Raw genomic sequence first — 13,879 nt, forward strand, 5'->3', positions numbered from 1 at the left:
AAAAAACGGCCGGACATATCGTCCGGCCGTTTCTATTCATGAATGATGCCTGGCTTCACGCAAGAGAAGCACCGCCCGAAACAGAGATATTCCGGCGCGTCCTAACCCAGCACCCCGGCAATCTGCCTCGAAACCTCGTCGATCTCGGCAAGCCCGTCCAGGCTGTGCAACTGGTCCTTTGCGTAGTAATATCCGATCAGCGGCGACGTCTTCTTGTAATATTCCAGCAGACGCGTCCGCAGGCTGTCTTCGTTATCATCCGCCCGCCGCGTCAGATCGGTCGAGCCGCAAACATCGCAGACCCCGGGCTTGGCGGTCGGTTTGGTTTCGTCGTGATAAACCTCTCCGCAATTGCCACAGGTGAAACGGCCGGTGATACGGCGCACCAACGCCTCGTCATCAACCCGCATCTCGATCACGGCATCCAGTGTCTGGCCCGTTTCGGCCAGCAGTTCCCCAAGCGCATCGGCCTGTCCCAATGTCCGGGGAAAGCCGTCGAAGATGAAGCCCTTGCCGCCCTCGGCCAGCTTTTCGCGGATCAGCCCGATGACGATCTCGTCGGTAACCAATTCGCCGCGTGCCATGACCTCGGCGACCTTATGCCCCATCTCGGTCCCCGAATCCTTGGCGGCGCGCAGCATGTCCCCAGTGGAAAGCTGCACCATGCCACGTTCTTCCACCAGCTTGCGGGCCTGAGTCCCTTTGCCAGCGCCAGGAGGCCCCAGAAGAATGATATTGATCGTCATTTAGTCCGTCCCCCAGAACTGGCTTTTGTAGTCCGATCAACGCCGCGAGGGCGCTTTACGGGTCTTTGTTCCAGTCTTACGCTTACCACGCAACTGGGATTTCTCAATCAGACCTTCATATTGATGCGCCAGCAGATGGCTTTGTACCTGATTGATCGTATCCATGGTGACCGACACGACGATCAGAACCGAGGTTCCGCCGAAATAAAACGGCACCGACCACTGACTCCGCAAAATTTCGGGCAACAGGCAGACGGCAGCCAGATAGCCTGACCCGATCACCAGCACCCGGTTGACGACGTAATCCAGATATTCCTCGGTTTTCTTGCCCGGACGAATACCCGGAATAAAGCCGCCCTGATTCTTGAGGTTTTCGGACACGTCATCGGTCTTGAAAGACACGTTTTGCGTGTAAAAATAGGCAAAGAAGACAATCATCGCCGCGAAGAACAGCAGGTAAAGCGGCTGCCCCGGTCCGAAATAGGCCAGAAGCGTCGACATGATCGGGCCGCTTTCATTGCCGGAAAAGGTCGAAATGGTGATCGGCAACAGCAGAAGCGAGCTCGCGAAGATCGCCGGGATGACGCCTGCCGGGTTTACCTTGATCGGCAGATGCGACGACTGCCCGTCGTAAACCTTCATGCCGACCTGACGGCGCGGGTACTGGATCCGTATCTTGCGCAGCGCCCGTTCCATGAACACGACAAAGCCGATCACGACGACGACCATGGCAATGACACCCAGGATGACCGGGGTCGAGTTCGTAGCCCGGCCACCGGCAAGGAAGGTTGCGATCTCACCGGGGATCTCGGCGACGATACCCACGAAGATGATCAGCGAGATGCCATTGCCAATGCCGCGCGCGGTGATCTGTTCGCCCAGCCACATCAGGAACATGGTGCCGCCGACCAGCGTGATCACGACCGATGCCTGAAAGAACACACCCGGACTATGCGCAAGACCGCCCGCCTCCAGACTGCGGGCAAGGCCGTAAGCCTGAAACAGCGCAAGCGCCACGGTACCGTAACGGGTATACTGGTTGATCTTCTTCCGCCCCTGCTCACCCTCTTTCTTGAGCTGCTCGAGCGCAGGGACCATCGACGCCAGAAGCTGCACGATGATCGAGGCCGAGATATAGGGCATGATCCCCAATGCGAACACGCCCATCCGGCCAAGCGCGCCACCGGTGAACATCGACAGGATACCGCCGATGCCCGCGGATGCCTGATCCATGAAGTTGCGCAATGCGGCGCCATCGATTCCCGGAACCGGGATATAGGTGCCGAGGCGATAGATGATCAGCAGGCCAATGGTGAACCAGATTCGCTGGCGAAGTTCCGTGGCTTTGCTGAATGCCCCCCAAGAGAGGTTCGCGGCCATCTGTTCTGCGGCTGACGCCATATTTTCCGTCCCGTGTCATGACTGCGCCGCCGATCCGTTTCCGGAGTCCGGCGGCGCCTGGAAATCCTGATCGCTATCTATGGGGCATGGCTGCCCCGATCAACAGCTTATTCCGCCGCAGCCGGCAAAACCACCTTGCCGCCCGCCTTTTCGACCGCTTCAACAGCCGATTTCGACGCGCCGGTCACGGTGATGTTAAGCTTGGCTTTCAGCTCACCCTTGGCCAGCAGACGAACACCGTCCAGCTTGCGGCGAACAACCCCGGCCTCGACCAGGGCGTCTTCGGTCACATCGGCCTTGGCGTCCAGCTTGCCCGAATCGATGAAGGCCTGAAGCTGGCCAAGATTGATAACGGCGAATTTCTTGGCGTTCGGCGCGGTGAAGCCGCGCTTCGGCAGGCGCCGATACAGCGGCATCTGGCCGCCTTCGTACCCGTTCAGAGCAACGCCCGAACGCGATTTCTGGCCCTTGATGCCCCGGCCGGCGGTTTTACCCTTGCCCGAACCGGGACCACGCGCGACACGTTTCTTCGTGCGGTTCGCACCTTCGTTATCGCGGATTTCATGCAGTTTCATATCGCTTCTCCTTGGCCGGACACATCCCCGAAGCGAAACAGGACGGACACGGCATTTTCTGATTGCTGAGTCGGCCTTGACGGCCACCGCGGGTCAGTAGCGGATGGGACGGTACTGGTCAAGAGGCGGTTGATCGGGAGCCTCTCCCGTGATAGGTCCGTACCCGTCGAAGCGCGGCCCCATATATGTAGCACAGCACCTGCATCGCGTGAATATATCACCGATTGCAGGATTTCCCTGTTGCAATGCACATCTCATGGGTGTAATCGCGCAGCTTCATCACGAACTCCACCGGGAATCAGGGTGGCCTTGGCAATCAGGGGCCCTCCGGTGATGTTGGAAAGGAATAAGCGCGATGGATGCGCAGGAACTGAAAGCAAAGACCCCGGACGAGTTGAAGGATCAGCTTGTCGCGTTGAAGAAGGAAGCGTTCAATCTTCGCTTCCAGCAGGCGAACAGCCAGCTTGAAAACACCGCCCGTATGCGTGCCGTGCGCCGTGACGTTGCGCGTGTGAAAACCGTTCTGAATCAGAAAGCGGCGGAAGCCGCGGCGTCAAACTAAGGAGTCTGGCTCATGCCCAAACGCATCCTGCAAGGCCGTGTGACCAGCGACAAGAACGATCAGACCGTCACGGTTCTGGTCGAGCGCCGCTTCAAGCATCCGCTGCTGCACAAAACCGTTCGCTCGTCGAAGAAATACCGCGCTCATGACGCGGAAAACCAGTTCAAGGTTGGTGACATAGTTCGCATCGTCGAATGTGCGCCGGTCTCGAAGACGAAACGCTGGGCCGTTCTCACGGATGAGGCCGCTTCGGCGTAACCTCTGCCAGTAACTTAATCGAAACCCTGGGGCCGGAATGGCCGGTCCCCAAAGGTCGGGAGAAACCAAATGATCCAGATGCAGACCAATCTGGATGTTGCTGACAACTCCGGCGCGCGCCGGGTGCAGTGCATCAAGGTCCTGGGTGGTTCGCACCGTCGCTATGCGTCGGTGGGCGACATTATCGTCGTTTCCGTCAAGGAAGCCATCCCACGGGGCCGCGTGAAGAAAGGTGACGTCCGCAAGGCCGTCGTCGTTCGGACCGCAAAGGAAGTGAAGCGCGAAGACGGAACCTCGATCCGCTTCGACCGCAACGCCGCCGTCATCCTGAACAACCAGGGCGAGCCGGTCGGAACCCGTATCTTCGGGCCGGTCGTGCGTGAGCTGCGCGCCAAGAACTTCATGAAGATCATCTCGCTTGCTCCGGAGGTGCTGTAATGGCTGCCAAGCTGAAAAAGGGCGACAAGGTCGTCGTGCTGGCCGGTAAGGACAAGGGCAAGCAGGGCGAGATCACCACTGTCATGCCCAAGGTGAACAAGGCCATCGTTGACGGCATCAATATCGCGATCCGTCATCAGCGTCAGACCCAGACTTCGCAAGGCGGCCGCACGCCGAAGGCGATGCCGATCGATCTGTCGAATCTGGCTCTGCTGGACAAGAACGGCAAAGCGACCCGTGTCGGCTTCCGCGAGGAAGACGGCAAGAAGGTCCGTTTCGCCAAGACCACGGGAGACGTGATCTGATGCTGGACGATGCAAAATACACTCCGCGTCTCAAGGCGTATTTCCGCGAGACGATCAAAGCCGCGCTCAAGGAAGAGTTCGGCTACAAGAACGACATGCAGATTCCACGTCTGGACAAGATCGTCCTGAACATGGGCATCGGCGAGGCCGTCAAGGACACCAAGAAGGTCAAGCAGGGCGCAGAAGAGCTTTCGCTGATCGCCGGTCAGAAGGCCGTGATCACCAAGGCGAAGAACTCGATCGCCGGCTTCCGTGTCCGCGAGGAAATGCCGCTGGGTGCCAAGGTCACGCTGCGCGGCGACCGGATGTACGAATTCCTGGATCGCCTGATCAATATCGCGCTGCCCCGCGTCCGCGACTTCCGCGGCGTGAAAGGCACGTCGTTCGACGGCCGTGGCAATTACGCCATGGGCCTCAAGGAACATATCGTGTTCCCGGAAATCAACTTCGATCAGGTCGACGAAGTTCTGGGAATGGACATCATCATCTGCACCACCGCGAAGACCGACGCGGAAGCGAAATCGCTGTTGAAGGCATTCAACATGCCGTTCAACAGCTGATCGCGGAGGGAAGAAGATATGGCAAAAAAATCGATGGTAGAGCGCGAAAGAAAACGTGCGCGCATGGTTCAGAAATACGCTGCGAAGCGGGCTGAACTGAACGAGATCATCAAGGATCAGTCCCGCCCGATGGAAGAGCGTTTCAAGGCCACGCTGAAGCTGGCCGAACTGCCGCGCAATTCCTCGGCGACACGCCTGCACAACCGCTGCCAACTCAGCGGCCGTCCGCATGCGTATTACCGCAAACTCAAGCTGTCGCGGATCGCGCTGCGGGACCTTGGCTCGAACGGCCAGATCCCCGGCATGGTCAAGTCGAGCTGGTAAGGGGGCAACGATGTCGATGAACGATCCTCTCGGCGATATGCTGACCCGCATCCGCAATGCTCAGATGCGCGGCAAATCGACCGTCCGCACTCCTGCCTCCAAGCTTCGTGCCTGGGTTCTGGATGTGCTGCAATCCGAAGGTTACATCCGCGGCTACGAGGAAGTGACCACCGATGCCGGCCATAAAGAGCTGGAAATCGGCCTGAAGTATTTCGACGGCACTCCGGTCATCCGGGAATTGTCGCGCGTTTCGAAACCTGGCCGCCGCGTTTACGCCGGCGCCAAGGAAATCCCGCAGGTCCGTCAGGGTCTGGGCGTTTCGATCGTGTCGACTCCGAAAGGTGTCATGTCGGATGCAGCGGCTCGCAACGCCAATGTTGGCGGCGAAGTCCTCTGCCAGGTATTCTAAGGAGGGCAGCAGATGTCTCGGATTGGTAAAAGACCGGTCGAACTGCCCAAGGGCGTGACGGCCGAAATCAAGGGCCAGACCATCGAGGTCAAGGGACCGAAAGGCACCCGCAGCTTCACGGCGACCGACGATGTGGATCTGGTTCTGGAAGAAGGCGCGGTGTCGGTAAAACCCCGCGGCCTGTCCAAGCGTGCGCGCCAGCAATGGGGCATGACGCGGAGCATGGTCGCGAACCTGACGCAGGGTGTCTCGGAAGGCTTCAAGAAAGAGCTTGAGATCCAGGGCGTTGGCTATCGTGCGCAGATGCAGGGCAAAACCCTGAAACTGTCGCTTGGCTATAGCCACGAGGTGAATTTCGAAACGCCAGAGGGCGTGACGATCACCGCACCCAAGCAGACCGAAGTGATTGTGGAAGGTATTGACCAGCAGCTTGTCGGACAAGTCGCGGCCAATATTCGCGAATGGCGCCAGCCAGAGCCCTATAAGGGCAAAGGCATCCGCTACAAGGGCGAATTTATCCTCCGCAAGGAAGGCAAGAAGAAGTAAGGGGCGCATGAAATGGCACTGAAAAAGCAAAAGCTGTTCCAGAAACGCCGCTTGCGCGTCAGGAACAAATTGCGGGCCGAAGGCAATGGCCGCCCGCGTCTGTCCGTCCACCGGTCGAACAAGAACATCTCGGTTCAGGTCATCGACGATCTGAACGGCGTAACGGTCGCTTCGGCCAGCTCGCTCGAGAAGGATCTGGGCGTCCTGGGCAAAAACAACGTCGAAGCCGCCGCGAAAATCGGCACGGCGATCGCGGAACGCGCGAAGAAGGCCGGTGTCGAAGAGGTTGTCTTCGACCGTGGCGGCTTCCTGTTCCACGGTAAAGTCAAGGCTTTGGCCGACGCTGCCCGTGAAGGCGGGTTGAAGTTCTGATCTCTGCGGGTGGCGGCTGCGCCACCCCGATGATCCGGGAGCAAGGGCCATCCGGCCGCAATCGCTCACCTGGATTGATGAAAACGGCGTGAATTTGCGCCAGCTTGATAAGGATATGCCATATGGCAGAACGTGAAAACCGCCGGGGCCGCCGCGAAGAGCGCGAGGAAACCCCAGAATTCGCCGATCGTCTTGTGGCGATCAACCGCGTGTCGAAAACCGTCAAGGGTGGTAAGCGCTTCGGCTTTGCCGCTCTGGTGGTTGTCGGCGATCAGCGGGGCCGCGTGGGCTTCGGCAAGGGCAAGGCCAAAGAGGTCCCCGAGGCGATCCGCAAGGCAACTGAACAAGCCAAGCGCAATCTGGTCCGCGTGCCTCTGCGCGAAGGCCGGACGCTGCACCACGATATCGAAGGCCGTCATGGCGCCGGTAAAGTCGTGATGCGGACCGCCGTTCCGGGTACCGGCATCATCGCCGGTGGTCCGATGCGTGCCGTGTTCGAGATGCTGGGTGTTCAGGACGTCGTGGCGAAATCGATGGGGTCGCAAAACCCTTACAACATGATCCGCGCCACGCTGGACGGGCTGAAGAAGAACAACAGCCCGCGTTCGGTCGCGCAGCGTCGTGGCAAGAAAGTTGCCGACATCCTGCAATCCAACGACAAGCCGGCAGCCGAGGCACCCGCCGAAGCCGCAGCTGAAGCGTAAGGAGGCAAGGATATCATGGCCAACAAGAAAACCATTGTCGTCAAGCAGATCGGCTCTCCGATCCGCCGCCCTGCCGAACAGCGCGCGACGCTGAAAGGGCTGGGTCTGAACAAGATGCATCGCACCCGCGAGCTGGAGGATACTCCGGCAGTCCGCGGCATGGTCAACAAGATCCCGCATCTGGTGACGATTATCGAAGAACGCGGCTGATCCCAACCGGATCAGGCGAAGCAATCAGGCGCTCCGGTTTTTCCGGGGCGTTTTTTTGTGCGAGGTAATCACCCGCCCCAGCCGTCTCCCCGCCCGGAATCAAGGGCTGCAGGCCCGCCGGGCAGCGTCCGACCGCGCCCCGTCACGCGAATGCGTGCAAAGCACGACGGGCGAGCGCTTTGGTGACGTTATCCTGTGGGCTCAGCGTCATGCGAGGTTGCACCATAAAGTGAAGCCCGCAGCTGCCGGGATGCCCAGCCTGCAGTCGGAAGCTGCCCGGCTCGGTTGCCTTCAGAAATCACTGTGGCACAACCTCCGTCACCGCGCCCTCAATTAGCCTCAAACACGCATCCGACGAAAACCGGTGATCCGCACCCTTTACCAGCGTCAGGCGGATATCCTCTCCCTCCGCGTGATCCAGAAGGTCCAGCGCCCATTTCACCGGCACATCCTCATCCGCCGTACCTTGCAGGAAGCGCGTCGGAAGCGGCAGCGGAAGCGGCTGGTTCATCACCAGATGCTCGCGGCCGTTCTCGATCAGCTTGCGGGTAATGACATAGGGTTCATCGCCATATTCGCTGGGAATTTCGATCCGTCCGTCGCGTATCACCGTATCACGCTGCGCCTCGGTGAAGCCTGCCCAATAGCCCTGCTCACTGAAATCCGGCGCGGCGGCGATCGTGACCAGACCGGCCACGCGCTGCGGCATCGCCCGCGCCAATAACAGGGCGATCCAGCCGCCCATGCTGGAACCGACAAGCACCTGCGGCCCCGTGGTGAGCGATGTCAGGACCGCCGCCGCATCGGCAAACCATTCTCCGATGCAGCCATCCTCGAATTCTCCGCTGCTGTCTCCGTGGCCGGAATAGTCGAAGCGCAGAAATCCCCGCCCCTGCCCTCGCGCCCAGTCATGAAGATGCAGCGCCTTGGTTCCCGTCATGTCGGATTTGAACCCGCCAAGGAAAACGATCCCCGGCCCCTTCCCCTTCTGGTGGTTATAGGCAATCCGCCGACCCTGCGGCGTGTCGAGATAATCATTCATTTACCGTCCCCTCATATCCATGCCCATCTTGACAGTTTTCACCCAGAGGTCCATGTGGCCAATTCATCAAACCCGCAACCGGGCGTTCCGTGGGCGCCAAACCGACGAGGAGGACATATGTCCCAGATCACCCTCTCTTTCCCCGATGGCAATTCACGCGATTATCCCGCAGGCGTCACCGCCGCCGAAGTCGCCGAAAGCATCGCCCCCAGCCTTGCGAAGAAAGCGATTTCGGCCAGTCTGGATGGCCGTCATATCGATCTTGCATGGCCCATCGACGCCTCGGGCGAGATCACCATCAACACGCTGAAGGACGAAGAACCGGCGCTTGAACTGATCCGCCACGATTTCGCCCATGTCATGGCGCGCGCCGTGCAGGAGATCTGGCCGGACGTCAAAGTCACCATCGGCCCGGTGCGCGATTATGGCTGGTTCTATGATTTCGACCGCGCCGAGCCCTTCACGCCCGAAGATCTGGGCCGTATCGAAGCGAAGATGAAGCAGATCATAGCCGCCCGCGACCCGGTCCGCACCGAGGTCTGGGACCGCGACCGTGCCATCGCCTATTACAAGGAACGGGGCGAGCCGTTCAAACTGGAACTGATCGACCGCATCCCCGAAGGCGAGGATCTGCGGATGTATTGGCATGGCGACTGGCAGGATCTGTGCCGTGGTCCGCATTTGCAGCATACCGGGCAATTGCCCGCCGATGCTTTCAAACTGACCCATGTCGCAGGCGCCTATTGGCTGGGCGATTCTGACCGGCCCATGCTACAGCGCATCTACGGCATCGCCTTTCGCAACAAGGCCGATCTGAAGGCGCATCTGACAATGCTGGAAGAGGCGGCGAAGCGCGATCACCGCAAGCTGGGCCGCGAGATGGAACTGTTCCATTTCCAGGAAGAAGCGCCGGGCATGGTGTTCTGGCATCCCAATGGCTGGACCATCTATCGCGAGTTGGAGGCCTATATGCGCCGCCGCCTCATCAGGGCCGGGTACAAGGAAATCAAGACACCGCAGGTCGTGGATCGCGTCCTGTGGGAGAAGTCTGGCCATTGGGAAGCTTACCGCGAGAATATGTTCATCGTCGAGGTGGACGAGGAAGGCGCGAAGGAAAAGCGCATCAATGCGCTAAAGCCGATGAACTGCCCCTGCCATGTGCAGGTTTATAATCAGGGCCTGAAATCCTATCGCGACCTGCCGCTGCGGCTGGCCGAGTTCGGATCCTGCCACCGCTATGAAAGCTCGGGCTCGATGCACGGGCTGATGCGTGTGCGCGGTTTCGTGCAGGATGATGCGCATATTTTCTGTACCGAAGATCAGATCGAGACCGAATGCGCCAGGTTTCTTGACCTGCTCGGCTCGGTCTATTCGGATCTCGGTTTCCAGAAATTCGACATCAAACTGTCCACCCGCCCGGAAACCCGCGTCGGTTCGGACGAGATCTGGGACAAGGCGGAATCCGCGCTTGAGGCGGCGATCCTCAAGGTTCGCAACGATTTCACCATCGATCCGGGCGAAGGGGCGTTTTATGGCCCTAAACTGGATTTCAAACTGACCGACGCGATCGGGCGCGAGTGGCAATGCGGGACATTCCAGGCGGATTTCAACCTTCCGGTCCGGCTTGACGCCGAATATATCGGCGAGGATGGCGGCAAACATCGCCCCGTCATGCTGCACCGCGCCATTCTTGGCAGTTTCGAGCGTTTCCTTGGCATCCTGATCGAAAACTATGCAGGGAAGCTGCCGCTGTGGCTGGCTCCGCGGCAAGTCGTGGTAGCGTCCATCGTTTCGGATGCCGACGATTACGTCCATCAGGTCGTCGATCGCCTGCGCGCCGCCGGTCTGCGTGCCGAACCAGATACGCGGAACGAGAAGATCAATTACAAAGTTCGCGAACATTCCGTCGGAAAAGTGCCTGCGATCCTTGCCATTGGCATGAAAGAGGTAGAGGCTGGAACCGTGTCGCTGCGCCGACTCGACAGTCAGGGCAGCCGCACATTGTCTTTGGAAGACGTCGTGGCGGAACTTTCCGCCGAAGCAGCGCCCCCCGATCTGCGCGGATAGGGGGCGAAAGTGACGAAATCGGCGGCAAAAATGGCTGAATTGCGCCGCTGACATGAAAACTTCATGCCTATGTCGCTGGGAGCGTCGCTTTCCGGCTTGTGTTTTTTTGTGATTCGTTCATGGTGGAAAGGCGTGAGCGACAGACTTTCTACCGCCTCCCGATCATGGGCAGCCGGCAAGACTGAAAGCATGGCTGCACGGCCCGCGGGCAATATCGCCTCGGGAAATTGCGAAGGAGAGACGGTTATGGCAACCGGAACGGTAAAATGGTTCAACGGCACCAAGGGCTATGGTTTCATCGCCCCTGATGACGGCGGCAAGGATGTGTTCGTGCATATCTCCGCAGTCGAACGTGCCGGTCTGACCGGATTGCAGGACAATCAGAAAGTCGAATACGAGCTGCAATCGGGCCGCGATGGCCGCGCATCGGCCAGCGATCTGCGTCTGCTCTGATTCTGCCAGACAGGTTTTCGGAACGGCCCGTTTGCGCGGGCCGTTTTTCTTTGCTTTAACCCGGATCGTCCGAATAACCGGGGAGCCGTCATGAATCTTGCCAAACATGTCCTGCAAGCGGGTGCATCGCGGCCCGACAAGCTGGCGCTCTCGGTCATCGGGCCTTCGCGGGCGGAACGCTGGTCATATGCCCGGCTGATCGGCGCGGTGCGCGGAACGGCGACCGGGTTGCTTCAGGCCGGGGTTCGGCCCGGCGACCGGCTGCTGATGCGGCTGGGCAATACCGCCGCCTTTCCCATCACCTATCTGGGGGCCATCACTGCGGGCATTGTCCCTATCCCCACCTCTTCCATGCTGACCATGCGCGAGATTTCGAAGATCGCCGCCGAAACCGACCCGGCATTGATCGTCGCGGGCGACGGTATCGCCCTGCCCGATCATCCCGCCCCGGTGCTGTCCGAACGCGATCTGAGCGGGTTCGGCACGCTGCCACCGGCGGAATATGCGCAGGGCGATCCGGACCGGCTGGCCTATATCATCTATACCTCGGGAAGTTCCGGCCATCCCCGCGCGGTCATGCATGCGCATCGTGCGATCCTGGCCCGGAGGATGATGTTCGATGGCTGGTATGGGCTGCGCGAAAACGACCGGATGATGCATGCCGGCGCATTCAACTGGACCTATACGCTGGGAACGGGCCTCATGGATCCGTGGACGATGGGCGCCACTGCACTGATTCCGGCAGGCGGCACGGCGATTGAGCAGCTTCCCCTGCTGGCCGCCCGCCACGGCGCGACGATCCTCGCCGCCGCGCCGGGTGTGTTCCGGCGGATGCTGCGGGCCGAATGGCGGCCTGTCGCCAACCTGCGCCACGGTCTTGCAGCGGGTGAGCGGCTTGATCCCGGCCTGCGCACGGAATGGCTGGACCGCACCGGAACGGATCTGCATGAAGCGATGGGCGCCTCGGAAATCTCGACCTTCATCTCGGGCAGCCCGGACCGCCCCGCGCCCGCCGCTACCGCCGGTTTTCCTCAGCCCGGACGCTATGTCGCCGTATTGGATGACCAGGGTTCTCCTCTTCCCGCGGGACAGCCCGGCGCCCTTGCCGTTCGCAGCGACGATCCGGGCTTGTTCCTTGGCTATCTCGGCCAGCCCGGTGAAACCGCCTCCCGTTTCCGGGGCGCCTGGTTCCTGACCGGCGATCAGGCGCAGCAGGATGCGAATGGCGCGATCACCCTGCTTGGCCGTGCCGACGATATCATGAATGCCGGGGGCTTCCGCGTCGCCCCGCCCGAAATCGAAGAGGTGCTGTCCGGCTTCCCCGGCGCGGGCGATGTCGCCTGTACCGAAATCGCCGTCGGCTCCGGCAGCAGCATCATCGCAGCCTTCTGGACAGGAGCCGCAGAGGCCGCCGGATTGCGGGAATTCGCCGAAGCCAATCTGGCACGCTATAAACAGCCCCGCGAATATATCCGGCTGGACGCCCTGCCGCGGACCGCAACCGGGAAGATCAACCGCCGCGCATTGCGCGAAACCCATAGCAAGGATACGGCATGACCCGTCTCGACATCTTTTCCGACCCGGTCTGCCCATGGTGCCTGATCGGCAAGCTGGAACTGGACCGGGCGCTTGAAAGCCGCCCGGATCATCCTTTCGAGATCATCTGGCATCCTTTTCGCCTGAACCCGCAAATGCCACGCGAAGGGATCGACCGGCTCGATTACCTGAAATCCAAGCCCGGTGCCGCCGATGCCGCGCGCGCCGTGGCCGAACGGGCCGCCGCAATGGGACTGGAGCTGAAGCTGCCCGCGCGCCAGCCCGATACGACCGATGCGCACAGGCTGATGCATTGGGCCGGGCTCGAGGGAGCCCAGACCCGCGTCATGTCGGGACTGCTGCACGCCTATTGGCAGGAGGGGCGCGATATCGGCGACAAGGCCGAACTGTCCCGCATCGCCGCTGCCGCCGGAATGGACGAAACCATGACCACGCGGCTTCTGGACAGCGATGCCGACCGCGATGAGGTCATCTCGCGCGAGATGCATGCAAGGCAGCGCGGCATCAACGCGGTACCGATGTATATCATCGCGGATACCCATGCCGTCAGCGGAGCACAGCCCGCCAACCTCTGGCAAAATGTCATCGACGAATTGACGCAAGGCGCGCCCCGCCCGGACCAGCATTAATGTTTCGGACGATCTGAAATGCGCCGCAATCGCTTGATCCCGCCCCGGCGTCATGCTTACGTCCGTCGATGAGTCACACGCGCCGCCTTTACATATGCTGCATTCTTGCCATCATCGCCGCCTCTGCGCTCTGGCTGTGGTGGCAGGGCCGCGTGCTGATCTGCAAATGCGGCACGGTGCGTCTGTGGCATGGCGAGGTGATGAGTTCCGAGAACTCCCAGCATCTGCTGGACTGGTACAGCCCAAGCCATCTGATCCACGGCTTCCTGTTCTTCGCCCTATCCGTGTTGTTCTGCCGGCTTGCGGGACGGCAGATGCAATTCTTCCCGGCGCTCACCATCTCGACCCTGATCGAGGCGGCATGGGAACTGGTCGAGAACAGCAACAGCGTCATCGAGCGTTACCGCTCGGTCACGATCTCGCTCGATTATTACGGCGATTCCGTGGTGAATTCGGTATCGGATATCGCCATGATGATCCTCGGTTTCGGGATGGCCTCCCGCCTGCCGGTCTGGCTGTCGGTTCTGTTGGTGGTCGGGATGGAAATCGTCACGATGCTGGTGATCCGCGACGGATTGCTGCTGAACATCGTGATGCTGCTGCACCCTTTGGACGCGATCCGCGAATGGCAGGCGCTGCGTTAAGGCGGTTCCACGCTTCGTTTCCTCGCCTGCCCGCACCCGACGCAACTCTCCCTGCCCCTTCTTCTTTGTCCAAATAC

20 protein-coding genes are annotated in these 13,879 nt (G+C 60.4%); 16 read left to right on the forward strand and 4 right to left on the reverse strand.

The window, feature by feature from the left end:
- Nucleotides 1-101: 101 nt before the first annotated feature.
- From D3P04_RS18905 to rplO, 3 genes are all read right to left on the reverse strand, one after another.
- Nucleotides 102-746: an adenylate kinase gene (locus tag D3P04_RS18905; protein WP_119751427.1), complete on the reverse strand. Its 645-nt coding sequence runs from the start codon at nucleotides 744-746 to the stop codon at nucleotides 102-104.
- Between the two features lie 36 nt (nucleotides 747-782).
- Nucleotides 783-2,147 carry a preprotein translocase subunit SecY gene (gene secY / locus D3P04_RS18910; RefSeq protein WP_119751428.1) on the reverse strand — a complete coding sequence of 455 codons (1,365 nt, stop codon included), beginning with the start codon at nucleotides 2,145-2,147 and terminating at the stop codon, nucleotides 783-785.
- 107 nt (nucleotides 2,148-2,254) lie between these two features.
- On the reverse strand, nucleotides 2,255-2,722 hold the full coding sequence (gene rplO / locus D3P04_RS18915; RefSeq protein ID WP_119751429.1) for a 50S ribosomal protein L15: 468 nt from the start codon (nucleotides 2,720-2,722) through the stop codon (nucleotides 2,255-2,257).
- 355 nt (nucleotides 2,723-3,077) lie between these two features.
- Here rplO and rpmC point away from each other — a divergent pair, with 355 nt between their 5' ends.
- From rpmC to rpmD, 11 genes are all read left to right on the forward strand, one after another.
- Nucleotides 3,078-3,284 (forward strand): 50S ribosomal protein L29, encoded by a 207-nt coding sequence (gene rpmC, locus D3P04_RS18920; RefSeq protein ID WP_119751430.1) that lies wholly within the window; start codon nucleotides 3,078-3,080, stop codon nucleotides 3,282-3,284.
- Nucleotides 3,285-3,296: 12 nt separating this feature from the next.
- On the forward strand, nucleotides 3,297-3,542 hold the full coding sequence (gene rpsQ, locus D3P04_RS18925) for a 30S ribosomal protein S17 (RefSeq protein ID WP_119751431.1): 246 nt from the start codon (nucleotides 3,297-3,299) through the stop codon (nucleotides 3,540-3,542).
- Between the two features lie 69 nt (nucleotides 3,543-3,611).
- Nucleotides 3,612-3,980, forward strand: a complete 369-nt coding sequence (gene rplN / locus D3P04_RS18930) for a 50S ribosomal protein L14 (protein ID WP_010400243.1) — start codon at nucleotides 3,612-3,614, stop codon at nucleotides 3,978-3,980.
- A complete protein-coding gene (gene rplX / locus D3P04_RS18935) occupies nucleotides 3,980-4,285 on the forward strand; it encodes a 50S ribosomal protein L24 (protein WP_119751432.1) in 306 nt (101 codons plus the stop codon). The genes rplN and rplX overlap by 1 nt, the downstream gene beginning before the upstream one ends.
- A complete protein-coding gene (gene rplE, locus D3P04_RS18940) occupies nucleotides 4,285-4,845 on the forward strand; it encodes a 50S ribosomal protein L5 (protein WP_119751433.1) in 561 nt (186 codons plus the stop codon). Before rplX ends, rplE begins: the two co-directional genes overlap by 1 nt.
- 18 nt (nucleotides 4,846-4,863) lie before the next feature.
- Nucleotides 4,864-5,169, forward strand: a complete 306-nt coding sequence (gene rpsN / locus D3P04_RS18945) for a 30S ribosomal protein S14 (protein WP_119751434.1) — start codon at nucleotides 4,864-4,866, stop codon at nucleotides 5,167-5,169.
- A 10-nt stretch (nucleotides 5,170-5,179) separates the two neighbouring features.
- Nucleotides 5,180-5,578 (forward strand): 30S ribosomal protein S8, encoded by a 399-nt coding sequence (gene rpsH / locus D3P04_RS18950; protein ID WP_119751435.1) that lies wholly within the window; start codon nucleotides 5,180-5,182, stop codon nucleotides 5,576-5,578.
- 12 nt (nucleotides 5,579-5,590) lie between these two features.
- Nucleotides 5,591-6,124 carry a 50S ribosomal protein L6 gene (gene rplF / locus D3P04_RS18955; RefSeq protein WP_119751436.1) on the forward strand — a complete coding sequence of 178 codons (534 nt, stop codon included), beginning with the start codon at nucleotides 5,591-5,593 and terminating at the stop codon, nucleotides 6,122-6,124.
- 12 nt (nucleotides 6,125-6,136) lie between these two features.
- Entirely contained in the window at nucleotides 6,137-6,496 is a 360-nt protein-coding gene (rplR, locus tag D3P04_RS18960; RefSeq protein WP_119751437.1) for a 50S ribosomal protein L18, read from the forward strand.
- 122 nt (nucleotides 6,497-6,618) lie between these two features.
- The gene (gene rpsE, locus D3P04_RS18965) at nucleotides 6,619-7,200 is read left to right on the forward strand and encodes a 30S ribosomal protein S5 (RefSeq protein ID WP_119751438.1); all 582 of its coding nucleotides are present in this window, start codon (nucleotides 6,619-6,621) and stop codon (nucleotides 7,198-7,200) included.
- 15 nt (nucleotides 7,201-7,215) lie between these two features.
- The gene (rpmD, locus tag D3P04_RS18970; protein ID WP_119751439.1) at nucleotides 7,216-7,410 is read left to right on the forward strand and encodes a 50S ribosomal protein L30; all 195 of its coding nucleotides are present in this window, start codon (nucleotides 7,216-7,218) and stop codon (nucleotides 7,408-7,410) included.
- Nucleotides 7,411-7,708: 298 nt separating this feature from the next.
- On the opposite strand, the gene D3P04_RS18975 is transcribed toward rpmD, so the two are convergent.
- Entirely contained in the window at nucleotides 7,709-8,452 is a 744-nt protein-coding gene (locus D3P04_RS18975) for an alpha/beta hydrolase (protein WP_119751440.1), read from the reverse strand.
- Nucleotides 8,453-8,569: 117 nt separating this feature from the next.
- On the opposite strand from D3P04_RS18975, the gene thrS reads away from it, so the two are divergent.
- From thrS to D3P04_RS19000, 5 genes are all read left to right on the forward strand, one after another.
- Nucleotides 8,570-10,519: a threonine--tRNA ligase gene (gene thrS / locus D3P04_RS18980; protein ID WP_119751441.1), complete on the forward strand. Its 1,950-nt coding sequence runs from the start codon at nucleotides 8,570-8,572 to the stop codon at nucleotides 10,517-10,519.
- A 246-nt stretch (nucleotides 10,520-10,765) separates the two neighbouring features.
- Entirely contained in the window at nucleotides 10,766-10,972 is a 207-nt protein-coding gene (locus D3P04_RS18985; RefSeq protein ID WP_119751442.1) for a cold-shock protein, read from the forward strand.
- Between the two features lie 90 nt (nucleotides 10,973-11,062).
- Entirely contained in the window at nucleotides 11,063-12,529 is a 1,467-nt protein-coding gene (locus D3P04_RS18990; protein ID WP_119751443.1) for a class I adenylate-forming enzyme family protein, read from the forward strand.
- Nucleotides 12,526-13,158: a DsbA family oxidoreductase gene (locus D3P04_RS18995; RefSeq protein WP_119751444.1), complete on the forward strand. Its 633-nt coding sequence runs from the start codon at nucleotides 12,526-12,528 to the stop codon at nucleotides 13,156-13,158. The genes D3P04_RS18990 and D3P04_RS18995 overlap by 4 nt, the downstream gene beginning before the upstream one ends.
- A gap of 68 nt (nucleotides 13,159-13,226) precedes the next feature.
- Complete coding sequence (locus D3P04_RS19000; protein ID WP_119751445.1) at nucleotides 13,227-13,802, forward strand: DUF2585 family protein; 576 nt, start codon at nucleotides 13,227-13,229, stop codon at nucleotides 13,800-13,802.
- Nucleotides 13,803-13,879: the final 77 nt, after the last annotated feature.

Origin of the sequence: Paracoccus onubensis, assembly GCF_003591515.1 — a bacterium.
GTDB lineage: Bacteria > Pseudomonadota > Alphaproteobacteria > Rhodobacterales > Rhodobacteraceae > Paracoccus > Paracoccus onubensis.